Genomic DNA, 21,190 nt, shown 5'->3' on the forward strand with positions numbered 1-21,190 from the left:
GCACCCACCCCTGCCTGCGCAGCACCCCCCGAACGTCCGGCGCCTCGTAGTGCTCCCCCTTGAGGACCTTGCCGTCCTCGCGGCGGGAGACCGAGCCGTCGGGGCCGATCTTCGTCATGTTGGAGCGGTGGATCTCCGCGAGCACCGCGTCCAGGTCGATGCCGTGTACGAGGGCGGTGCCGTACGCGACGTAGACCACGTCCGCCAGTTCGTGCGCGAGCCGGTCGAGCGGGCCGCGCACCGACACCTCGGCGACCTCCCCGGCCTCCTCCGCGAGAAGCTCACCCCGGTGGGCCGCCAGTTCCGGGGAGACCTCCGTGGGCGTGCTTCGGGCGTCCAGGCCGAAGGCGAGGTGGAACGCACGGACCAGGTCGGCGGGCGAAGAGCTCATGGGGGCGACTGTAGTGGCGCCCACTGACAGTCCCCCGCCCTCGTCCTGTGCCCCCTGCCCTGGTCAGTGGGGCACCCCGGCTGGCAGGATCGCCCGCATGTCCGCAACGCTCCCCCCTGTCGGCAGGCGCCGGGCCCTGCAGGGCGGCACCGCCGCCCTCGTGGTTCTCGGCCTGCTGCTGTGGTGGCTGCGTCCCTGGGCCGATGAGCCGCCGAGCGGGACGATCACGTTCAGCACGGGCACCCGTGCGGGGGTGTACCACGAGTACGGCGAACTCCTGCGCAACGAGATCGACAAGGACATGCCCGACCTGAAGGTGCGGCTGCTGACCAGCGCCGGTTCGCAGGAGAACGTCGCCGACGTGGCGACGGGCAAGGCCGACTTCGCGATCGCCGCCGCCGACGCGGTCGCCACGTACAAGCTCGACAACAGCCGGGGGGCCGACCGGCTGCGCGGCCTCGCCCGCCTGTACGACGACTACGTCCAGCTCGTCGTACCGCCCGACTCGGACATCCGCTCCGTCTCCGACCTGCGGGGCAAGCGCGTGGCCATAGGGCTGCCCGACTCCGGCGTGCGGCTGATAGCCAACGGTGTGCTCAAGGCCGCCGGCATCGACCCGGAGAAGGACATCGAGCCCTCCTCGGACGGCATCGACACCGGGCCCAAGCGCCTGGGGCACGGCCTCGACGCGTTCTTCTGGTCGGGCGGGCTGCCCACGGACGGTCTCAGCGGCCTGGCCAAGAAGTCGGCATCAGCCTTCCGGTTCGTGCCGATCGACGCCACGCTCGTGGCCAAACTGCACGACCAGGGCGGCGCCACGCGCTACTACCGGGCCACGAAGATGCCGGAATCGGCCTACCCCCGCATCCAGCGCGGCAAGCCGGTTCCGACCATCGCGGTGTCCAACATGCTGGTCACACGCAGCGACATGGACCCCCGGCTCACCGAGTGGCTGACCCGTACGGTGCTGGACAGCCGGGACCTCATCGGGGCCACCGTCCACTCCGCCCAACTGGTCGACGTCCGCACGGCGATCTACACCGACCCGCTGCAACTGCACGTCGGCGCCCGGCGCTACTACCAGTCGGTCAAGCCATAGCGCTCGACCTCTCCGGATCCCGCTCTTCGTCATGCCGTCGTCTTCATGCCGCAGGCACCGACCGGGCACCGGCCACCGACACCGTCTTGGTCATATCGTTGGCGCCGACGGCGGCACGCCGACCGACACCGCCGTCCTCAACCCAAAGGCGCCGACCGCGGCACCCCCACCGACACCGCCGTCATGCCGCAGGCGCCGACCGCGGCACCGCCACCGTCACCTTCAGCCCGTGCGGTTCGTGACGGGCGTACGCGATCGAACCGCCGCCCGCCGCGAGCAGCGCTCGCGAGATGGACAGCCCGAGACCCGAGCCCTTGACGTTCTGATGCCGGCCGCTGCGCCAGAAGCGGTCACCGACGCGGGCCAGCTCCTCGTCGGTGAGGCCGGGGCCGTGGTCGGTCACGACGACGGTGGAGGTGTCGCCGTGGGAGGCGACGCTCACCTCGACGGTCTCGTCCTCGGGCGTGAACTTCACCGCGTTGTCGATGACCGCGTCCAGCGCGCTGGACAGGGCGACCGGGTCGGCCCACGCGGTCGTCGGCGGGCAGTCCCCCACCAGGCGCACGCCCTTGGCCTCGGCGGTCGGGGCCCAGGCCGCGACACGTTCGGCGGCGAGCTCGCCGATGTCGGTGACCTTCAGGTCCGCCTCGGTGTGCTCGGCCAGCGCCAGGTCGAGCAGGTCGTCGAGGACCTGAGCGAGGCGCTTGCCCTCGGCCTGGACCGAGGCGATCTCCTTGTTGCCCTCGGGGAGCTCGAAGGAGAGCAGCTCGATGCGCAGCAGCAGCGCCGCGAGGGGGTTGCGCAGCTGGTGCGAGGCGTCGGCGACGAAGGCGCGCTGCTGCTCCAGCACGTCCTCGACGTTGTCGGCCATCTCGTTGAACGACCGGGCCAGGCGCTGGAGTTCCGGCGGACCGCCGGCGGCCGCGACCCGGGACTTGAGCCGCCCGGTGGCGATGTCGTGGGTGGTGGCGTCCAGGACCCGTACGGGCTTGAGCACCCAGCCGGTCAGCCGCAGGGCGGCACCGACGGCCAGCAGCATCGCCGCGGACTCACCGGCGCCGATGACCAGCCAGCCGTGCAGCGTGCGCGAGCGCATCTGCCCGGTGGGCGAGTCGGTGACGACGACCGCGACGACGTCCCCGTCCCGGATGACCGGCGAGGCCACCACGAGGTTGCGGCGCTGCCAGGGCCACACCTGCTTCGGGTCGTGGCTGCGGCGGCTGAGCTTCGCCTCGTCGAAGGCGTCCCGGACCTCGCCCTCCTTGGGCAGGGACCACTTGGGCGGTGCGTGGGCCATGGGCCTGCCGGTGCGGTAGAAGACACCGGAGCGGATGCCGTAGACCTCGTAGTAGCTGCGCAGCTCGCTGCTGAGGGTGGCCAGCCGCTCGTTCTCGAACGCGCCGGTGGTCCCGTCGGGCGAGTCGGTGACGAACTGCGCGAGAGCCGCGAAACGGGCCGTGTCGTCGATCCGGTCGACGACGACCTTCTGCTGCTGCGCGCCGGCGAGGCTGACGGCGAGCGGGACGCCGAGGGCGAGCAGCACGGCCGCCATCAGGATGATGAGCAGCGGGAGCAGGCGAGTGCGCACCCGGCCCCGCTACCCGGCAGGCGCGACGAGCCGGTAGCCGACTCCGCGTACGGTCTCGATGAGGGCCGGCATCCGCAGCTTGGCGCGCAGCGACGCTACGTGCACCTCCAGAGTGCGCCCGGTCCCTTCCCAGCTGGTCCGCCACACCTCGCTGATGATCTGCTCCCGGCGGAAGACCACCCCGGGCCGCTGCGCGAGCAGGGCCAGCAGGTCGAACTCCTTGCGGGTCAGCTGGACCGCCGACCCCTCCACACTGACCCGGCGGGTGGGCAGCTCGATGTGCACCGGGCCGAGCCGCAGCTCGGTCTCGATACCGCTGGAGGTGTCCTCGTGGAAGGTGCGCCGGCTCACGGCGTGGATGCGGGCGAGCAGCTCTCCGGTGTCGTAGGGCTTCACCACGTAGTCGTCGGCGCCCATGTTGAGACCGTGGATGCGGGAGCGCACGTCGGAGCGGGCGGTGACCATGATCACCGGGGTGCTGGTGCGCTTGCGGATCTTGCCGCAGACCTCGTATCCGTCCTGGTCGGGCAGGCCGAGGTCGAGGAGGACGACGCCGAAGCAGTCGCCCTCGGGGACGAGTGCCTGGAGGGCCTCCTCACCGCTGCGCGCGTGCGTGACGTCGAACCCGTGCCGCGCCAGAACCGCCGACAGGGCGGCGGCGACGTGGTTGTCGTCCTCGACGAGCAGCAGTCTCATCCGGTCCCCCTTCGGTTCACTGGCCGTACGATCTGAATGTGTACAAAAAACGTGTGCACGCGCGCGCGTGCACCTTGTGCAGTCACGCTGATGGATGAGGACGGCGTCAAGAGGGTTCCGGTTGCGGACCGCTTCCGTTACCCGGCTGGTATGAGCGCCGCTCCCAAGTGCTACGACACGTGTCCGATTGCTATCGGATCGTGATGCTCAGATTCCCCTCAGATGTAATGACGCAGGTCGTACGGGGTTACTACTGTCCTCCGAAACCGAGGAGGACGGAGCCTGAGAGCGATGACCGAAGTATCGGTGGCCAAGGAAGATGTGGCCGCGACCGGAGAACTGGTCGTCCTGAAGAGCGTCAACAAGCACTTCGGCGCGTTGCACGTACTCCAGGACATCGACCTGACGATCGCCCGCGGTGAAGTCGTCGTGGTCATCGGACCCTCCGGGTCCGGCAAGTCCACACTGTGCCGCACCATCAACCGCCTGGAGACGACAGACTCCGGCACGATCACGATCGACGGCAAGCCCCTGCCCGCCGAGGGCAAGGAGCTGGCCAAGCTCCGCGCCGATGTCGGCATGGTCTTCCAGTCCTTCAACCTCTTCGCGCACAAGACCGTGCTCGAGAACGTGATGCTCGGCCAGATCAAGGTCCGCAAGAAGGACAAGAAGTCGGCCGAGGAGCGGGCCCGCGCCCTGCTCGACCGGGTCGGCGTGGGCGCGCAGGCCGAGAAGTACCCGGCTCAGCTCTCCGGCGGCCAGCAGCAGCGCGTCGCCATCGCACGGGCGCTGGCCATGGAGCCGAAGGTGATGCTCTTCGACGAGCCGACCTCCGCGCTCGACCCCGAGATGATCAACGAGGTGCTGGAGGTCATGCAGCAGCTCGCCCGCGACGGCATGACCATGATCGTCGTTACCCATGAGATGGGTTTCGCACGATCGGCCGCAAACCGCGTGGTGTTCATGGCAGACGGCCGAATCGTCGAGGAGGCTGCGCCCGACCAGTTCTTCAGCAACCCGCGCAGCGATCGTGCCAAGGACTTCCTGTCGAAGATCCTGCACCACTGACGGCGCGGGTCGCGCCCGACGCGTTCGCGTGTCGCCCACCCTTGAGGGCACGCATCTCTTCACCAGTCAAAAGGATGTTCATCATGAAGCTCCGCAAGGTCACCGCCGCCTCGGCCACCGTGTTCGCTCTCGCCCTGACCGCCACCGCCTGCGGCGGCGACAACAACGAGGGTGGCGGCTCCGGTTCCGGCGACGGCAAGACGATCACGGTCGGCATCAAGTTCGACCAGCCCGGCCTCGGCCAGAAGACGCCGCAGGGTTACGCCGGCTTCGACGTCGACGTCGCCACGTACGTCGCGAAGAAGCTCGGCTACAACGAGGACCAGATCGAGTGGAAGGAAGCGAAGAGCGCCGACCGCGAGACCATGCTCCAGCGTGGTGACGTCGACTTCATCGCCGCCACCTACTCCATCACTCCGGAGCGCCAGGAGAAGGTCGACTTCGCCGGGCCGTACCTGCTAGCGCACCAGGATGTTCTGGTGCGTGCGGACGACAACAAGATCAAGTCGCCGGAGGACCTGAACAACGCCAAGCTGTGCTCGGTCACCGGCTCCACCTCGGCGCAGAACGTCAAGGACAAGCTGGCTCCCAAGGCGCAGCTGCAGCCGTACCCGACGTACTCCGCCTGTCTGCCCGGTCTGCAGAACGGTGCCGTCGACGCGCTGACCACCGACGACTCGATCCTCGCCGGCTACGCCGCCCAATCGCAGTTCAAGGGCAAGTTCAAGCTCGGTGGCTTCAAGCTGACCAACGAGAACTACGGCATCGGCGTCAAGAAGGGCAGCGACCTCAAGGACAAGATCAACGACGCCCTTGAGGCCATGGTCGCCGACAAGGCCTGGCAGGAAGCTGTGGACAAGAACCTCGGCCCGGCCAACTACAAGAACGAGCCGGCGCCGAAGATCGGCGACATCAAGAGCTGAGGCAGCGCCTGACAGGGTGCGCCGCCCACCGGAAGGGGCGGCGCACCGGCGTGGGCATCCCTACACGCGGAAGCACGGGAGATCGTGTTCGACTTTCTTGAGGATTACGACCTGCTGGGAGCCTTCTGGACGACAGTGCAGCTCGCTGTGCTCTCCGCCGTCGGCTCCCTGATCTGGGGCACCCTGCTGGCCGCCATGCGCGTCGGCCCGGTGCCGCTGATGCGCGCCTTCGGGACCGCGTACGTGAACATCGTGCGCAACATCCCCTTGACCGTCATCATCCTGTTCACGTCGCTGGGCCTGAACCAGACGTTGGGAGTCTCCCTCGGCGCGAACGACGTCGAGACGATCAACTTCCGGCTTGCCGTCCTGGGCCTGATTCTCTACACCTCGTCCTTCGTGTGCGAGGCGCTGCGTTCCGGCATCAACACGGTGCCGGTCGGGCAGGCTGAGGCGGCCCGCGCGATCGGTCTCAATTTCAACCAGGTGTTGGGTCTGGTCGTTCTGCCGCAGGCGTTCCGTTCGTCCGTCGTACCGCTGGCAAATGTGCTGATCGCCCTCATCAAGAACACCACGGTGGCCGCCGCCATCGGTGTCGCCGAAGCGGCGGTACTGATGAAGGAGATGATCGAGAACGAGGCGCAGCTGCTGCTGATCTCCGCGATCATCGCGTTCGGTTTCGTGGTCCTGACCCTGCCGACCGGCCTGTTCCTCGGCTGGTTGGGCAAGAAGGTGGCGGTGAAGCGATGAGCTCCGTTCTGTACGACGCCCAGGGGCCTCGCGCCAAGCGGCGCAACGTCCTCCTCACGGTGGTCTTCCTGGTAGCCGTGGCGGCCCTGCTGTGGTGGGTGTTCGGAACCCTCAAGGACAAGGGCCAGCTGGAATGGGCCCTGTGGGAACCGTTCGTCCACACCGAGGCCTGGTCCACGTACATCTGGCCGGGGCTGCAGAACACCCTGAAGGCCGCCGCCCTGGCGGTGATCATCGCGCTGCCGCTCGGCGCGGTTCTCGGCATCGCCCGTCTGTCGGACCACGCGTGGGTCAGGGCGCCAGCCGCGGTCGTGGTGGAGTTCTTCCGCTCCATCCCGGTGCTGGTGCTGATGATCTTCGGCCTCGCTCTGTTCGCCGAATACACCAACGTCACCTCCGACGACCGTCCGCTGTACGCGGTCGTGACCGGCCTCGTGCTGTACAACGCCTCCGTTCTCGCCGAGATCGTCCGGGCCGGCATCCTGGCCCTGCCGAAGGGCCAGTCCGAGGCGGCGATGGCGATCGGCCTGCGCAAGGGCCAGCTGATGCGCCTGGTTCTGCTGCCGCAGGCCGTCACCGCGATGCTCCCCGCCATCGTGAGCCAGCTCGTCGTCATCGTGAAGGACACCGCACTGGGCGGTGCCGTCCTCACCTACTCCGAACTGCTCTCCGCGGCGAACACCATGAGCGGCTACTACGGCGCGAACGTCATCGCGAGCTTCACTGTTGTGGCTGTCATCTTCATCGCCCTCAACTTCGCCCTGACCTCCTTCGCGAGCTGGCTGGAGCGCCGACTGCGGCGGGCCAAGAAGTCGACGGGCGCGGTCGTGGGAGCGGGCGACGCGGAGATCGCCGGCACTGCCGGAACCGGCACCGGAGGCACCGTCTGACACCCGGTCACCCCACGTGACACACTCAGGGGCAGTGGCATGATCGCCACTGCCCCTCGTCACTTGACGCAAGCACCCGCAATAGGTTGCATACGTTCTGTGATCGTGCACCCTGCTCAAACTTCCTGTTCACCCACGTCTCTCAGGACACCACCGCGGGCAGGGGGCGCCGCGCCGTGGACCCGGTGATCATCGTCGGAGCGGGGCCCGTCGGGCTCACGCTCGCCCTTGCGCTGGCACGTCAGGAAGTCCCCTGCGTCGTCCTCGACGAGGGCCCGGGGAAGGACGAACCCCGCGCGGCGCGCACCGTCGTCCTGCGCGAGGACACCGCCGCCCTCGTGGAACGGCTGACCGGCATGCCCCTCGCCCGAGCCGGTGCGCACTGGGCCGGATGGCGGTCGATGCGGCGCAAGCAGGTGATGCGCGAGATCGTCTTCGACGGCACCGAGCCTGCTCCCCTGCACATCGCCCAGCACGTGCTGACCGGCGCCCTGCGCGCCACCCTCACCGGCGAACGGCTCGTCAAAGTCGCTGTGGAGAGCCGCCTCGACGGGATCGAGCAGGAGCCCTCCGGAGTCACCGCGCACACCCGCGGCCCCAAAGGCACCTGGTGGCGCGGCAGTTTCCTGGTCGGGTGCGACGGCTCCCGCTCGACCGTGCGCAAGCTCCAGGACATCCGCTTCCCTGGCCGTACGGCGGTGGAACGTCACGCCGTCGCCGCGCTCCGCACGGAACTGCCCTGGCACGACGAGGCGTTGCTGCACCGCCTGCCGCCCTGGCGCATGTCCGGCCCCGCTGCCGGTGAAGTCACCGCCCGACCGCTGCCGGACGGCGTCTGGCGCCTGGACTGGCTCCTGCCGCCCGGCAAGGACCTGGTCACACCTGAGCTGCTGCTCACCCGTATCGGGGAGACCCTGGCCGGCTGGGCAGGCGGCACGACCCCGCCCTACGAGCTCCTGGACACCGGTGTCCACACCGTCCACCACCGGCTGGCCCGCCGCTGGCGCGCCGACCGCGTGTTCCTCGCCGGGGACGCTGCCCACCTGCTCGGCGCGCTGGGCACGCACGGGCTGGACGAGGGCCTGCGGGACGCCGACAACCTCGCCTGGAAACTGGCCCTGGCCTGGCACCACGGGCCGCACGAAGCGCTCCTCGACAGCTACCAGACGGAACGCCGGGCGGTCGTCGCCGCCCGGCTCCGCGCCGCCGACCAGGCGCTGCCGCTGCTGCGCGGCGGTGCGGGGCTGCGCGCCGTCGTACCCGGCTCCTCCCGGGGCCACGACGCCCTCCTCACGGAGGGTCACCTGGGGCACGGCCAGCTCGGCGCGCCGGGAGCGTACGCTGACTCTCCGCTCGCGCCCCCGCCCCTCGAAGGACAGATTCCCGTCGACACGCCGCTCGGCGCACCGGTCACCGACGTACGGGTCACCGCGGAGGACGGCACCTTCGTACGGCTACGGGACCGGCTCGGCCGCGGCGCGCTGCTCGTGGTGCTGATCGCGCCGGGTACGGGCGTCTGGGAGCGCAAGCACTGGGTCGGCGCAGGCATCATGCCGCAGCTCGCGGCGGCGGTCACGGCACTGCCGCACCCCGCTGAACTGCTCGTCGCCGAGAGCTACCCGGGCGCGGCCGCGCACACGGTGCTTCTGGTGCGCCCTGACGGACACCTCGTCACCGCTCTGGGCGGAGTGCGCCCGGCCGACCTGTACGCGGCGGCGGAGGCCACGGTGGGCGGACCGGTGAAGGCGCAGGCAGAGGCCGGCGCTTCGGCCGGCTCGCGCTGACGTCGGGCCCGGAGTGATGTGCTCACTGTCACGGTGCGTCCGCATGGTGACAGTGAGTTGACCCGTCCGGGCGGCCGTGCTGTACTCCGCTTCGTGACCGACACCTGTGTGCGCCTGTGGCGGAGGGTCCATATGGACCTCCTCCGTTATGCGGGCTGCGTGTGTCGCCCGTCCTGCTGACTTCGCATTCCACTTCGCACTGTGCGCAGCCGCGCTCTGACCGCGTCGGCTTCAGCGCCTCCTTCGCGAACCCTCATCAGGACCCTCAGGACGGCACCCGTGTCTGTATCCCCCTCTGCGACCTCCCCCATCTCCCTCGTCTCCTCCGTCTCCTCCGCCGGTTCGGCTCCCACGCAGGCCGACCTCTACGACTTCGCCCGGCGCACGGTCGCCGACACCGAGCTGATCCACTCCCTGCCGCTCGATCCGGAGGGCCGTACCTGGGTGCGGCTGCACGGACCCGGCGGCAGCGAGGCCTGGCTGATCGGCTGGCCGCCCGGCACGGGCACCGGCTGGCACGACCACGCGGACTCGGTCGGCGCCTTCCTGACCGCGTCGGGCGAGCTCAAGGAGAACTCACTCGCCGCGCGACTGCCCACCGACGGCTGGAAGACCCTGGAGCTGACCGAGGACGTGGACCGGGTCCGCCGGTTGCGCGCCGGCCAGGGCCGCGCCTTCGGTCGGCACCACGTGCACGAGGTGCTCAACGAGTCCCCCGACCGGCACGCGATCTCCGTCCACGCCTACTACCCGCCCCTGCCGCAGATCCGCCGCTACAGCCGCAGCGGTCCGGTCCTGTGCCTGGAGCAGGTCGAGCGGCCGGAGGACTGGCAGTGAGCGCCACCCCCGGGCCGACGAGCCGCGACCCCCAACGCCCCGTCGGTATCGACGCGTTGCTGGAACGGGTCCGGGCGGGCTACGAGCGCGTCGAACCGCACGAGGCGTACGAGGCCGCCCGGGCCGGTGACGCGCTCCTGGTCGACATCCGTTACGCCGCCCTGCGCGAACGGGACGGTCTCATCCCCGGCGCCCTGGTCGTCGAGCGCAACGAACTGGAATGGCGCCTCGACCCGCAGGGCAGCCACCGCCTCCCCGAGGCCACGAGCCACGCCCTGCGCATCGTGGTGATCTGCAACGAGGGCTACGCGTCCAGTCTGGCGGCCCAGTCCTTGCACCAGTTGGGTCTGCACCGGGCGACGGATCTGGTGGGCGGCTTCCAGGCATGGCGAGGGGCGGGGCTGCCGGTGGTGTGAGCCGGAGCCCCGGGTGTGCTGACCGGACAGGTGGGTGAGGCGGCCGGCTGCCGGCTCAGAACCCCTCGTCCGCCAGAAACTCCGTGTCCTCGCCCTCTTCCTCCAGCGCCTGCCTCACCACGCGCAGCGCCATGCCCTCGGGGTAACCCTTGCGGGCGAGCATGCCGGCGAGGCGGCGGAGGCGTTTGTCGCGGTCGAGGCCGCGGGTGGAGCGAAGCTTGCGGTCGACGAGTTCCCGGGCGGTCGCCTCCTCCTGCTCGGAGTCGAGCTGGGAGACGGCCTCGTCGATCAGCGCGGAGTCGACGCCCTTGGTTCGCAGTTCCCGGGCGAGCGCTCGCCGGGCCAGTCCCCGCCCGTGGTGACGGGACTCCACCCAGGCATCCGCGAAGGCCCCGTCGTTGATGAGGCCGACCTCTTCGAACCGGGACAGCACCTCCTCGGCCGCCTCGTCCGGGATCTGCCGCTTGCGCAGTGCGTCGGCGAGTTGCTTGCGGGTCCGCGGGGTCCCGGTGAGCAGGCGCAGGCATATCGCCCGAGCCTGCTCGACCGGGTCCCCCGGAGGTGCCTCCTGCTCGGCCCTCGACGAGGAAGGGACACCTCCGTCCTCGGCATCAGAGGCCGCCTCACCGAAGCCACGCCGACGACGACCGCGCCTGCCGCGCGACCCGCCGTCACGCGAGCCGCTTCGGGGTGGGCCGCCCGAGTGCGGCCCGGTGTCGTCCCCGTCCTCGTGCGGCCGGTCGCCTTCGGGTAGTGGGCCCCCTGGGCCCTCCTCCCTGCCTACGGCTGAGCGCGTGTCGCCTCCGGTGCCCCTCCCCCGTGGGACACCGGAGGCGGCGTGCTCGTACTCCGCCCAGTCGGTTCGCCGTGTCACGGGTCAGCTCTTGGCTGCGGCGGCCTTGGACTTGGCGGTCTTGGCCGGTGCCGGTGCCGGTGCCGGGGCAGGGACAGCGGGTGCCGCGTCGGCCGGTGCGGAGACCGCGGCGTCCGTGCCCGGCTCGGCGGCCGGCTCCTCGGGACGCACGCCGACGCCCAGCTTCTCCTTGATCTTCTTCTCGATCTCGTTGGCCAGGTCGGGGTTGTCCTTCAGGAAGTTGCGCGCGTTCTCCTTGCCCTGGCCGAGCTGGTCGCCCTCGTACGTGTACCAGGCGCCGGCCTTGCGGACGAAGCCGTGCTCCACGCCCATGTCGATCAGGCCGCCCTCGCGGCTGATGCCGTGGCCGTAGAGGATGTCGAACTCGGCCTGCTTGAAGGGCGGCGCGACCTTGTTCTTGACGACCTTGCAGCGGGTGCGGTTGCCGACCGCGTCCGTGCCGTCCTTCAGGGTCTCGATGCGGCGGATGTCGATGCGCACCGAGGCGTAGAACTTCAGCGCCCGGCCACCGGTCGTGGTCTCCGGGGAGCCGAACATCACGCCGATCTTCTCGCGGAGCTGGTTGATGAAGATGGCGGTGGTCTTGGACTGGTTGAGCGCGCTGGTGATCTTCCGCAGGGCCTGGCTCATCAGGCGGGCCTGCAGACCGACGTGGCTGTCGCCCATCTCGCCCTCGATCTCCGCGCGCGGGACGAGCGCGGCGACCGAGTCGATGACGATGAGGTCGAGGGCACCGGAGCGGACCAGCATGTCCACGATCTCCAGGGCCTGCTCGCCGTTGTCCGGCTGGGAGAGGATGAGGTTGTCGATGTCGACGCCGAGCTTCTTCGCGTACTCGGGGTCGAGTGCGTGCTCCGCGTCGACGAAGGCGACCTGGCCGCCGGCCTTCTGTGCGTTCGCCACCGCGTGCAGGGTCAGGGTGGTCTTGCCGGAGGACTCCGGTCCGTAGACCTCGACGACGCGGCCGCGGGGCAGGCCGCCCACGCCGAGGGCCACGTCGAGGGCAGTGGACCCGGTCGGAATGACCTCGATGGGCTCGTTGACCCGGTCACCCATGCGCATGACCGCGCCCTTGCCGAACTGCCGTTCAATCTGTGCGAGTGCGGCATCCAGGGCCTTCTCGCGGTCGGTTCCTGCCATGGGTTCCACCCGATTTGCTTGAGTCGATCGCTTCACGTCAAAGACGCTAACGCCTGCCACTGACAATGCGCCCCGACGCACGTCCAGCCTGTGGATAACTCGGGCATTTACCTACCCAAAGTATCCCGAAACGCCCTTCGTTGAGCTTCACCGATGCCCTCATGAGAATGTATGTTCGATTTTCGTGTCAAGCGCACCACGCGACACCGTGCATCCCTGCACCTCATCCCCGCATCCCGCACCCCAACAACACCGCCGCACCGCCGCACCGCACCCCGTACACACGATGCCGGTCCGTGTCCTTCGAGCATGCCGAACCGGTGCGCAATCTTCTGGGCGACCCGACACTGCCGGACGGGCTCATCCCGGCCGACGAGCGGCCGAGCCTCTTGATGGCCGCGACGCCGTAGGGAGCCGGACGGCTCGTGCCACTCAGGAAGAGCTTTCCCCCGAGCCCGCGTCTCCGGCCCGCTCCGCCCCCGGCCGCCGTGCCCACAAGCCCCTGGCCCGGGTGAGCAGGCCCGACCCGTCCACAAGTCGGCGGTGGCCGTGCACCCGGGGGTCGTCCGTGACGTCGTAGCGCCTGACATACGCCCCCAGGAACGCCTGGAGCGTGGCGATGGCGGGGATGGCGATCAGTGCGCCGACGGCGCCGAGGAGGGCGGTGCCGGCGATGACCGAGCCGAAGGCGACGGCGGGGTGGATGTCGACGGTCTTGGAGGTCAGCTTGGGCTGCAGCACATAGTTCTCGAACTGCTGGTAGATCACGACGAATACCAGCACCCACAGCGCGTACCAGGGATCCACCGTGAACGCGATCAGCATGGGCAGGGCGCCCGCGAGATAGGTACCGATGGTGGGGATGAACTGCGACACCAAGCCCACCCACACCGCGAGCACGGGCGCGTAGGGCACGTCCAGAGCCTGTAGCAGGACGAAGTGCGCCACGCCCGAGATCATTGCCATCAGGCCGCGTGAGTAGATGTAGCCGCCCGTCTTGTTGACGGCGATCTCCCACGCGCGCAGCACCTCGGCCTGGCGGGCGGGCGGCAGGACGGAGCAGATCGCGCGACGCAGTCGCGGGCCGTCCGCGGCGAAGTAGAACGAGAACAGGGCGATCGTGAGCAGTTGGAAGAGGCCACCGATGACCTGGGCGGACACGTCCAGGACGCCTGTGGCGCTGTTCTGGACGTAGTTGCGCAGCCAGTCGGAGCGGAGCAGGCCCTCCTGGATGTCGACGCGTTTCAGGTCGGTCTTGAAGTGCGTGTTGATCCAGTTGATGACGGAGTCGAGGTACGCGGGGAAGCCCTCGATCAGCTTGATGATCTGGTCCGCGAGGACGGAACCGAGCAGAGTGACGAAACCGGCCGACACGACCATCACACCGATGAAGACGACGAACGCGGCGAGCCCTCTGCGCATGCCGCGCGAAGCCATCCAGCTCACCGCGGGCTCTATGGCGAGGGCCAGGAAGAACGCGATGAGGATGTTGATCAGCAGGCCGGTGAGCTCGTGGAAGGCCCAGCTGCCCAGCTGGAACACGGCGACGAGGGTGAGCGCGAGCACCATGGCTCGCGGCAGCCAGCGCGGCATGCGGCCGTTCGCCCCGGCCCCGCCGACCGGGGGCCGGACGGGCGGCGTCGTACCGGAAGCTGAGGGCTGCTGGGCTGCCTGCCCGGTCTCGTCAGTGGATGCCACGGTCCAAGTCTCGCCCACGCCACCGACAGCCGTCTGCCCGCCCTGCGATCTTCACGACCGGTCAGCGATGTCCGGCACCGGCCGGCCGATCCGGCTGGTGGTCTCGACCGTCGCCCGACGCTTGCCGGCTGGTGGTCTTGACCGTCGGCCCACCCCTTGCCCGCCGGTCGTCCGGCGCGCGCCGGCAGCGGTCAGCGCCTCTCCCGGGGCACGTCCATCACCGAGCAGACCACCTGCCAGACTTCTTTGGCGGCCCAGCCGGCATCCAGCGCCTCCTGCACCGTGCGCCCGCCCAGCTCGGACATCACGTGATCGCGCGCGAAGGTTTCGGCGTAACCAGGACCGAAGTGCTCCGCCATTCGCTGCCAGAAGACCGTCAACCGCATGCCTTCAGTATCCCGCCCCTGGGGTGGGGCTTGGTCGTGACCGCCTGCCGGCCCCGCTTCGCGCCCTACGGTCTGATCCATGGCCGAAACAGGAGCTACCGAAGTCCACCCGACGCCCGCACCGCACAGCCCCGTCACGCGCGCGGAGCGTTTCGTCTGGCTCACCGCGCGCGTGCTCGAGCAGCGCCGCTTCGCCCACCACTTCCGGGACGCCGCCGCCGACCCGGTGGAGATCGCTCTGGACGCCTACCGCAACGAGGACGGCGGGTACGGCCACGCGCTGGAGCCCGATCTGCGCGGCCCGGTCAGCCAGCCGTTGCACACCGCGCACGCCCTGCGTGTGCTGGACGCGGTCGGACGCTGCGCCGGCCAGCGCGTGGAACGCATGTGCCGCTACCTGACGTCGGTGTCCACGACGGACGGCGCCCTCCCGGCGATCCACCCCAGCCAGCGCGACTACCCCACGGCTCCCTTCGTGACGGTGGTGGACGACCCGCCCAGCGACCTCCTGGCCACCGGGCCGGTGGTGGGAGTGCTGCACCGCAACGAGGTGTGGCACGCCTGGCTCTTCCGGGCCACGGACTTCTGCTGGCAGGCGGTCGAGTCCCTGGAGACGTCGCATCCCTATGAGATCGAGGCCGCCGTGGCCTTCCTGGACTCCGCCCCCGATCGTCCGCGCGCGGAGGCGGCCGCCGCCCGTCTCGGCCGCCTGGTCCGCGCACACCGCCTCGCGGCCCTGGATCCCGGAAGCCTCGACGCGTATCCGGTGTCTCCCGGATACGCGCCGGGGGAGCATCATTTCCCGTACGACTACGCGCGGACCCCGCGCTCCCTCGCGCGCGCGTGGTTCACCGACGACGAGATGGCCCGGTCCCTGGACCATCTCGCGGCCCAGCAGCAGGAGGACGGCGGCTGGCCCGTCCGCTGGCGCCACTGGGCGCCGGCCCCCGCCCTGGAGGCGCGCCCGCTCGTGACGATCGAGGCCCTGCGCGTGCTCAGCGCGTACGGCCGCGCCATCCACTGATCATCCGGCCCCCATGGCCCGCGCCCCGGCGGTCACCAGCACGGCCGCGGCGACAACCAGCAGGAACGGGGCGCGCAGCATCAGAGCGACGGCCGCGGCGGCGAGTCCGGCGGCCCGCGCGTCCAGCACCAGCGTCTGCCCGTCGGCGAAGGTCTGCTGGGCGGTGAGGGCCGCCAGCAGCGCGACGGGCAGCAGCGCGGCGAGGCGTTTGACGAGGGGCCGCTCCAGGGCCCCCGCGGGCACCAGGAGCCCGGCGAGCTTGACGGCATAGCACCCGAGGACGGTCGCTCCGATCGCGATCCAGACGTTCACCGCGCGACCCCCTGTCGCCGGCGCCGGCCGTCCGCCCACAGCACGGCCGGCGCCGCCAGCGCGGCCAGCAGCACCGGTACTCCGGCGGGCAGGACGGGCAGCAGCCCGAGCCCCAGCAGCACGGCGAGCCCGGCGGCGGCCCGCTCGGTCGCGGTCTTCAGCATCGGCGCGAGCAGCGCCAGGAACACCGCGGGCCCGGCGGCGTCCAGGCCCCACGCGTCGGTGTCCCCGATGGCCTCGGCACCCAGGGCGCCGAGCAGTGTGGTGAGGTTCCACAGGAGGTACAGGGTCAGCCCGGTCACGACGAACCCGAGCCGCGCGGCGCGTCGCGTGGGCTGGGCGAGTGCGACGGCGGCCGTCTCGTCGATCACCCACTGGGCGGCGAACGGCCGCACCGCGCGCGGGAGGGCCAGCAGCTGCGACAGACGCAAGCCGTAGAAGGCGTTCCGCACGCCCAGGAAAAAGGCCCCGGCGGCGGCGGTGAACGGGCCGCCTCCGGCCGCAAGGGCCCCCACCAGGGCGAACTGGGACGCGCCGGTGAACACCAGAAGACTGAGCGCGCACGTCTGCAGCAGCGTGAGTCCGCTGCCGGCCGAGGTCACTCCGAAGGCGAACCCGGACAGCCCGACGGCCACCCCGACACCCAGGGCGTCGCGTACGACGGCCCGGTCCGCCTTCCCACCTATCTCTGCTTCTTCGAGAGCTGTCCGATCTGTCACGCCCCGCACGCTACGGGCAGCGGCTACAGCGGGTCTTGTACGTTCTTGCGCTCCCGCTGGTACGCCCCCGGAGGTACGCCGACGATCCGGCCGAAGTGCCGGTTGAGGTGCGGCTGGTCGGTGAATCCGACGGCCACGGCGGCCTCGGACGGGGGCGTCCCCGTGTCCAGCAGCTGTCGTGCCCGGCGGACGCGCGCGTTCGTGAGCCAGGCGTGCGGCGGCATGCCGTAGACGTCGCGGAAGGCCCGCAGCAGGGCGAACGGGCTGGTCCCGAGATCGGCCGCCAGCCGTTCCAGAGTCGGCGGCTGTGCCATCCGCTCCTGAAGGACACCACGCGCGCGTGCCGCGATGCGGGCCCCCGCTGTGCGCACCTCCCGCCGCGGCATGGGGCCGCCGTTCAACCGCAGCAGCCTGGTGACGGCGACCCGCAGCAGTGTGTCCGCAGCCAGTGCGTTGCCCTCGTCGGCGGCCCGCAGCACCTGGTGCACCAGACCCACGGCGTAGGGATCGTCCACCACCGGGCTGACGAAGCCCGGGGTCCCGCGCAGGGCCGTCGTCTCGGCGGCGATCTCCGCCACCACATCGGCCGGCGGGTACAGGGCCCCGTACCGCCATCCTTCGGGGACTCCGGCCCGCCCGGTGTGCGGCGTATCGGGATTAACCAGTGCAAGGGCGCCGGGACCCGCGTGCTGATCGCCCCCGCCGTGGTGGAACACCTCCACCCCGTCGGCGATGGCGGCGATCACGAAGTTCTCGTGCGTGTGCCGCACGAACCTCTTGTGCACGTACCGGGCCCGCAGCAGATCGACCCCGGGCAGCTCGTCGTACTGCCAGTGCCGTGCGCGCTCGTTCATATGACCATTGTCCGCGGCGGCGGGCGACGGGGCAGACCCCCGGGCGGTACCCCGCGGCGAAGCGGCAGGCCACGAGGCGGCGAGGGCCCGTTGTCAGTGCCGAGGTGCACGATGGACGCATGCCCAGCAATGCACACCGAGCCCTGGACGGCTTCTCCCCCGCGACCCGCGCCTGGTTCACGGGTGCCTTCTCCGCGCCCACCTCGGCCCAGGCCGGTGCCTGGCAGGCCATCCACGAGGGTTCGGACGTGCTGGTCGTCGCTCCCACCGGCTCCGGGAAGACCCTGGCGGCCTTCCTGGCCGCTCTGGACCAGCTGGCGTCGGTGCCTCCTCCCGCCGACCCCAAGAAGCGCTGCCGCGTCCTGTACGTCTCGCCCCTGAAGGCCCTGGCGGTGGACGTCGAGCGCAACCTGCGCAGTCCGCTGACCGGCATCCGCCACGAGTCGGTGCGCCTCGGCCTGCCCGAGCCCGAGGTCAGGGTGGGCATCCGCTCCGGCGACACCCCCGCCGCCGAGCGCCGCACCTTGTCGACCCGCCCGCCGGACATCCTGATCACGACCCCGGAATCGCTGTTCCTGATGCTGACGTCGGCCACGCGCGACGCGCTGGCGGGCGTGGAGACGGTGATCCTCGACGAGGTGCACGCGGTCGCCGGCACCAAGCGCGGCGCGCATCTCGCGCTCTCCCTGGAGCGGCTGGACGACCTCCTCCCCAAGCCCGCCCGCCGCATCGGCCTCTCCGCGACGGTCCGCCCGGTGGACGAGGTGGCCCGGTTCCTCTCGCCCCGCCGCAAGGTGGAGATCGTCCAGCCGGAGTCGGGCAAGGAGTTCGACCTGTCGGTGGTCGTCCCGGTCGAGGATCTGGGCGAGCTGGGCGGCTCCCCGGTGGCGGACGGCCAGGAAGGCGCCGAGCGTCCGTCCATCTGGCCGCATGTGGAGGAGCGGATCGCCGACCTCGTCCAGTCCCACCGCTCGACGATCGTTTTCGCGAACTCCCGCCGCCTCGCGGAGCGCCTCTGCAACCGCCTGAACGAGATCGCGTACGAACGGGCCACGGGTGAGACGCTCGACGAGCACCATTCCCCCGCCGAGCTCATGGGCGGCTCGGGAGCGGCCCAGGGCGCTCCCCAGGTCATCGCCCGTGCCCACCACGGCTCGGTGTCCAAGGAGCAGCGCGCCCTGGTCGAGGAGGACCTCAAGGCGGGCCGTCTGCCCGCGGTCGTGGCCACGTCCAGTCTCGAACTGGGCATCGACATGGGCGCGGTGGACCTGGTCGTGCAGGTGGAGTCGCCGCCCTCCGTAGCCTCCGGTCTGCAGCGCGTCGGCCGGGCGGGGCACCAGGTGGGCGCGGTCTCCACGGGTGTGGTCTTCCCGAAGTACCGCGGCGACCTGGTGCAGGCGGCGGTGGTCACCGAGCGCATGCGCACCGGCTCCATCGAGTCCCTCACGGTCCCCGCCAACCCCCTGGACGTCCTGGCCCAGCAGGTCGTCGCCATGACGGCGCTGGACACATGGCAGTTCGACGACCTCCTCGCCGCGGTCCGCCGGGCCGCCCCGTTCGCCTCGCTTCCCGAGTCGGCCTTCACGGCCGTCCTCGACATGCTGGCCGGCCGCTACCCGTCCGACGCGTTCGCGGAGCTGCGTCCACGCGTGGTGTGGGACCGGGTCACCGGCGAGATCACCGGCCGCCCCGGCGCGCAGCGCCTCGCCGTCACCTCCGGCGGCACGATCCCCGACCGCGGTCTCTTCGGCGTCTTCCTCGCGGGAGCCGATCCCAAGAAGGGCGGCGGCCGGGTCGGTGAGCTCGACGAGGAGATGGTCTACGAGTCCCGCGTGGGTGACGTCTTCACGCTCGGCACCAGCTCCTGGCGCATCGAGGACATAACCCGCGACCGCGTCCTGGTCTCCCCGGCTCCGGGCGTGCCGGGCCGGCTGCCCTTCTGGAAGGGCGACCAGCTGGGCCGCCCTCTGGAACTGGGCCGGGCGGTGGGCGCGTTCCTGCGCGAGGTCGGGTCGCTGCCCGAGGACGACGCCCGACTCCGCCTCCTCGCCGCCGGGCTGGACGCGTGGGCCGCGGACAACGTGCTGTCGTACCTGAAGGAGCAGCGCGAGGCCTGCGGCCACATCCCGGATGACCGGACGATCGTCGTGGAACGCTTCCGTGACGAGCTCGGCGACTGGCGCGTGGTCGTGCACTCCCCCTTCGGCGCCCAGGTGCACGCCCCCTGGGCACTCGCGCTCGGTGCGAAGCTCTCCGAGCGGTACGGCATGGACGCCCAGGTCATGCATGCTGACGACGGCATCGTGCTGCGCCTGCCGGACGCCGACGTCATGGGCCTGGACGTGCTGGACCAGGAGCCGGTCACGATGGGCCGGGAGTACGACGCCGAGCAGGCCCCCCTGGGAGCGGCGGACGTCGTCTTCGACAAGGGCGAGGTCGATCAGGTCGTCACCGACCAGGTGGGCAGTTCCGCCCTGTTCGCCTCCCGCTTCCGCGAGTGCGCCGCCCGTGCGCTGCTGCTGCCTCGGCGCACCCCGGGCAAGCGCACCCCGCTGTGGCAGCAGCGGCAGCGTGCCTCGCAGCTGCTGCAGGTGGCGAGTGAGTTCGGCTCGTTCCCGATCGTTCTGGAGGCGGTCCGCGAGTGCCTCCAGGACGTCTTCGACGTCCCGGGACTGGTCGAGCTGATGGGCGACCTGGAGTCCCGCAAGGTCCGCCTGGTCGAGGTCACCACCGCCGAGCCGTCCCCCTTCGCGCGCTCCCTGCTCTTCGGATACGTGGCCCAGTTCCTGTACGAGGGCGATTCCCCGCTGGCCGAGCGCCGTGCCGCCGCCCTGTCGCTGGACTCGCGGCTGCTGGCCGAGCTGCTGGGCCAGGCGGAGCTGCGCGAGCTGCTCGACGCCGAGGTGCTGACCGAGCTGGAGCGGGAGCTCCAGTGGCGCACCGAGGACCGCCGAGTCAAGGACGCCGAGGGCGTCGCGGACCTCCTGCGCCTCCTCGGCCCGCTCACGGAGGCGGAACTCTCCCAGCGGGGCGCCGAACCGCAGTGGGCACGGGAACTCGCCGGCGCCCGCCGCGCCATCCGGGTCCGGATCGCGGGCCAGGACCACTGGGCGGCGATCGAGGACGCGGGCCGGCTGCGCGACGCGCTGGGCACAGCCCTGCCGGTCGGTGTCCCGGAAGCCTTCACGGAGCCCGTCAAGGACCCGCTGGGCGACCTCCTCGCCCGCTACGCCCGCACCCACGGCCCGTTCACCTCGGCCACGGCAGCGGCCCGCTTCGGCCTGGGCGTCGCCGTCACCGAGGGCGCCCTCCAGCGGCTCGGGGCGGCGGGCCGGGTCGTCCAGGGCGAGTTCCACCCGGCCGGGATCGGTCAGGAGTGGTGCGACGCTGCCGTGCTGCGCCGGCTGCGCCGCCGCTCCCTGGCCGCTCTGCGGCACGAACTGGAGCCGGTGCCACCGGCCGCCCTCGCCCAGTTCCTCCCTCAGTGGCAGCACATCGGCAAGGGGCACTCCCTGCGCGGCATCGACGGGCTGGTCCGGGCCGTCGAGCAGGTCCAGGGCGCGTCCGTGCCGGCCTCCGCCCTGGAGAAACTGGTCCTGCCCTCCCGCGTCGTGAACTACACCCCGGCGATGCTCGACGAGCTCACCGCCGCCGGAGAGGTGGTCTGGGCCGGAGCGGGTTCCCTCCCCGGCAAGGACGGCTGGGTCTCCCTCTACCTGGCGGACGCGGCCCCCCTGCTCC

General features: G+C 70.8%; 21 protein-coding genes. 11 read left to right on the forward strand and 10 right to left on the reverse strand.

Going from position 1 to position 21,190, the window contains the following annotated elements; translation table 11 throughout:
* The coding region (locus tag C1J00_RS16915; RefSeq protein ID WP_102909907.1) for a pyrophosphohydrolase domain-containing protein at window positions 1–391 on the reverse strand (391 nt) is incomplete at its 3' end.
* A gap of 97 nt (window positions 392–488) precedes the next feature.
* Here C1J00_RS16915 and C1J00_RS16920 point away from each other — a divergent pair.
* Window positions 489–1,490: a TAXI family TRAP transporter solute-binding subunit gene (locus tag C1J00_RS16920; RefSeq protein WP_102909908.1), complete on the forward strand. Its 1,002-nt coding sequence runs from the start codon at window positions 489–491 to the stop codon at window positions 1,488–1,490.
* 181 nt (window positions 1,491–1,671) lie between these two features.
* Here C1J00_RS16920 and C1J00_RS16925 read toward each other — a convergent pair whose 3' ends face one another.
* Window positions 1,672–3,078 (reverse strand): sensor histidine kinase, encoded by a 1,407-nt coding sequence (locus C1J00_RS16925; protein ID WP_102909909.1) that lies wholly within the window; start codon window positions 3,076–3,078, stop codon window positions 1,672–1,674.
* 9 nt (window positions 3,079–3,087) lie between these two features.
* Window positions 3,088–3,774 carry a response regulator transcription factor gene (locus tag C1J00_RS16930; RefSeq protein ID WP_102909910.1) on the reverse strand — a complete coding sequence of 229 codons (687 nt, stop codon included), beginning with the start codon at window positions 3,772–3,774 and terminating at the stop codon, window positions 3,088–3,090.
* 291 nt (window positions 3,775–4,065) lie between these two features.
* On the opposite strand from C1J00_RS16930, the gene C1J00_RS16935 reads away from it, so the two are divergent.
* The 8 genes from C1J00_RS16935 to C1J00_RS16965 all read left to right on the forward strand — a co-directional run bounded on the left by C1J00_RS16935 (window position 4,066) and on the right by C1J00_RS16965 (window position 10,442).
* Window positions 4,066–4,842 carry an amino acid ABC transporter ATP-binding protein gene (locus C1J00_RS16935; protein ID WP_102909911.1) on the forward strand — a complete coding sequence of 259 codons (777 nt, stop codon included), beginning with the start codon at window positions 4,066–4,068 and terminating at the stop codon, window positions 4,840–4,842.
* Window positions 4,843–4,925: 83 nt separating this feature from the next.
* Window positions 4,926–5,765 (forward strand): glutamate ABC transporter substrate-binding protein, encoded by an 840-nt coding sequence (locus C1J00_RS16940; RefSeq protein WP_102909923.1) that lies wholly within the window; start codon window positions 4,926–4,928, stop codon window positions 5,763–5,765.
* An 84-nt stretch (window positions 5,766–5,849) separates the two neighbouring features.
* A complete protein-coding gene (locus C1J00_RS16945) occupies window positions 5,850–6,515 on the forward strand; it encodes an amino acid ABC transporter permease (RefSeq protein WP_102909912.1) in 666 nt (221 codons plus the stop codon).
* Window positions 6,512–7,405: an amino acid ABC transporter permease gene (locus tag C1J00_RS16950; RefSeq protein WP_102909913.1), complete on the forward strand. Its 894-nt coding sequence runs from the start codon at window positions 6,512–6,514 to the stop codon at window positions 7,403–7,405. The genes C1J00_RS16945 and C1J00_RS16950 overlap by 4 nt, the downstream gene beginning before the upstream one ends.
* Before the next feature lie 176 nt (window positions 7,406–7,581).
* The gene (locus C1J00_RS16955; protein ID WP_102909914.1) at window positions 7,582–9,189 is read left to right on the forward strand and encodes an FAD-dependent monooxygenase; all 1,608 of its coding nucleotides are present in this window, start codon (window positions 7,582–7,584) and stop codon (window positions 9,187–9,189) included.
* Between the two features lie 108 nt (window positions 9,190–9,297).
* A complete protein-coding gene (locus tag C1J00_RS47910) occupies window positions 9,298–9,369 on the forward strand; it encodes a putative leader peptide (RefSeq protein ID WP_310851512.1) in 72 nt (23 codons plus the stop codon).
* Window positions 9,370–9,468: 99 nt separating this feature from the next.
* On the forward strand, window positions 9,469–10,026 hold the full coding sequence (locus C1J00_RS16960; protein WP_102909915.1) for a cupin domain-containing protein: 558 nt from the start codon (window positions 9,469–9,471) through the stop codon (window positions 10,024–10,026).
* Window positions 10,023–10,442, forward strand: a complete 420-nt coding sequence (locus C1J00_RS16965; RefSeq protein WP_245936378.1) for a rhodanese-like domain-containing protein — start codon at window positions 10,023–10,025, stop codon at window positions 10,440–10,442. Before C1J00_RS16960 ends, C1J00_RS16965 begins: the two co-directional genes overlap by 4 nt.
* A gap of 55 nt (window positions 10,443–10,497) precedes the next feature.
* On the opposite strand, the gene recX is transcribed toward C1J00_RS16965, so the two are convergent.
* From recX to C1J00_RS16985, 4 genes are all read right to left on the reverse strand, one after another.
* On the reverse strand, window positions 10,498–11,316 hold the full coding sequence (gene recX / locus C1J00_RS16970) for a recombination regulator RecX (RefSeq protein WP_102909916.1): 819 nt from the start codon (window positions 11,314–11,316) through the stop codon (window positions 10,498–10,500).
* A gap of 3 nt (window positions 11,317–11,319) precedes the next feature.
* Complete coding sequence (gene recA, locus C1J00_RS16975; RefSeq protein ID WP_102909917.1) at window positions 11,320–12,456, reverse strand: recombinase RecA; 1,137 nt, start codon at window positions 12,454–12,456, stop codon at window positions 11,320–11,322.
* Between the two features lie 432 nt (window positions 12,457–12,888).
* Complete coding sequence (locus C1J00_RS16980) at window positions 12,889–14,154, reverse strand: AI-2E family transporter (protein ID WP_102909925.1); 1,266 nt, start codon at window positions 14,152–14,154, stop codon at window positions 12,889–12,891.
* 191 nt (window positions 14,155–14,345) lie between these two features.
* Window positions 14,346–14,540 carry a DUF3046 domain-containing protein gene (locus C1J00_RS16985; protein ID WP_102909918.1) on the reverse strand — a complete coding sequence of 65 codons (195 nt, stop codon included), beginning with the start codon at window positions 14,538–14,540 and terminating at the stop codon, window positions 14,346–14,348.
* 79 nt (window positions 14,541–14,619) lie between these two features.
* Here C1J00_RS16985 and C1J00_RS16990 point away from each other — a divergent pair, with 79 nt between their 5' ends.
* Window positions 14,620–15,564 (forward strand): hypothetical protein, encoded by a 945-nt coding sequence (locus C1J00_RS16990; protein ID WP_102909919.1) that lies wholly within the window; start codon window positions 14,620–14,622, stop codon window positions 15,562–15,564.
* On the opposite strand, the gene C1J00_RS16995 is transcribed toward C1J00_RS16990, so the two are convergent.
* From C1J00_RS16995 to C1J00_RS17005, 3 genes are read right to left on the reverse strand one after another with little or no spacing between them, the layout of a single operon-like run.
* The gene (locus C1J00_RS16995; protein ID WP_102909920.1) at window positions 15,565–15,876 is read right to left on the reverse strand and encodes an AzlD domain-containing protein; all 312 of its coding nucleotides are present in this window, start codon (window positions 15,874–15,876) and stop codon (window positions 15,565–15,567) included.
* Entirely contained in the window at window positions 15,873–16,595 is a 723-nt protein-coding gene (locus C1J00_RS17000) for an AzlC family ABC transporter permease (protein ID WP_102909926.1), read from the reverse strand. The genes C1J00_RS16995 and C1J00_RS17000 overlap by 4 nt, the downstream gene beginning before the upstream one ends.
* A gap of 23 nt (window positions 16,596–16,618) precedes the next feature.
* Entirely contained in the window at window positions 16,619–17,449 is an 831-nt protein-coding gene (locus C1J00_RS17005; protein WP_102909921.1) for an AraC family transcriptional regulator, read from the reverse strand.
* A gap of 119 nt (window positions 17,450–17,568) precedes the next feature.
* Between C1J00_RS17005 and C1J00_RS17010 the strand changes: the two genes are divergently transcribed.
* A partial coding sequence (locus C1J00_RS17010; protein WP_102909922.1) for a DEAD/DEAH box helicase occupies window positions 17,569–21,190 on the forward strand: 3,622 nt, incomplete at its 3' end.

Origin of the sequence: Streptomyces cahuitamycinicus (genome assembly GCF_002891435.1) — a bacterium.
GTDB lineage: Bacteria > Actinomycetota > Actinomycetes > Streptomycetales > Streptomycetaceae > Streptomyces > Streptomyces cahuitamycinicus.

What these genes read in the sequence shown, in the direction of transcription:
- C1J00_RS16920 (WP_102909908.1), top strand. Translation starts at nt 489, where the DNA reads ATGTCCGCAACGCTCCCCCCTGTCGGCAGGCGCCGGGCCCTGCAGGGC.
- C1J00_RS16930 (WP_102909910.1), bottom strand. Translation starts at nt 3,774, where the DNA reads ATGAGACTGCTGCTCGTCGAGGACGACAACCACGTCGCCGCCGCCCTG.
- C1J00_RS16935 (WP_102909911.1), top strand. Translation starts at nt 4,066, where the DNA reads ATGACCGAAGTATCGGTGGCCAAGGAAGATGTGGCCGCGACCGGAGAA.
- C1J00_RS16940 (WP_102909923.1), top strand. Translation starts at nt 4,926, where the DNA reads ATGAAGCTCCGCAAGGTCACCGCCGCCTCGGCCACCGTGTTCGCTCTC.
- C1J00_RS16950 (WP_102909913.1), top strand. Translation starts at nt 6,512, where the DNA reads ATGAGCTCCGTTCTGTACGACGCCCAGGGGCCTCGCGCCAAGCGGCGC.
- recA (WP_102909917.1), bottom strand. Translation starts at nt 12,456, where the DNA reads ATGGCAGGAACCGACCGCGAGAAGGCCCTGGATGCCGCACTCGCACAG.
- C1J00_RS16985 (WP_102909918.1), bottom strand. Translation starts at nt 14,540, where the DNA reads ATGCGGTTGACGGTCTTCTGGCAGCGAATGGCGGAGCACTTCGGTCCT.
- C1J00_RS16990 (WP_102909919.1), top strand. Translation starts at nt 14,620, where the DNA reads ATGGCCGAAACAGGAGCTACCGAAGTCCACCCGACGCCCGCACCGCAC.
- C1J00_RS17005 (WP_102909921.1), bottom strand. Translation starts at nt 17,449, where the DNA reads ATGAACGAGCGCGCACGGCACTGGCAGTACGACGAGCTGCCCGGGGTC.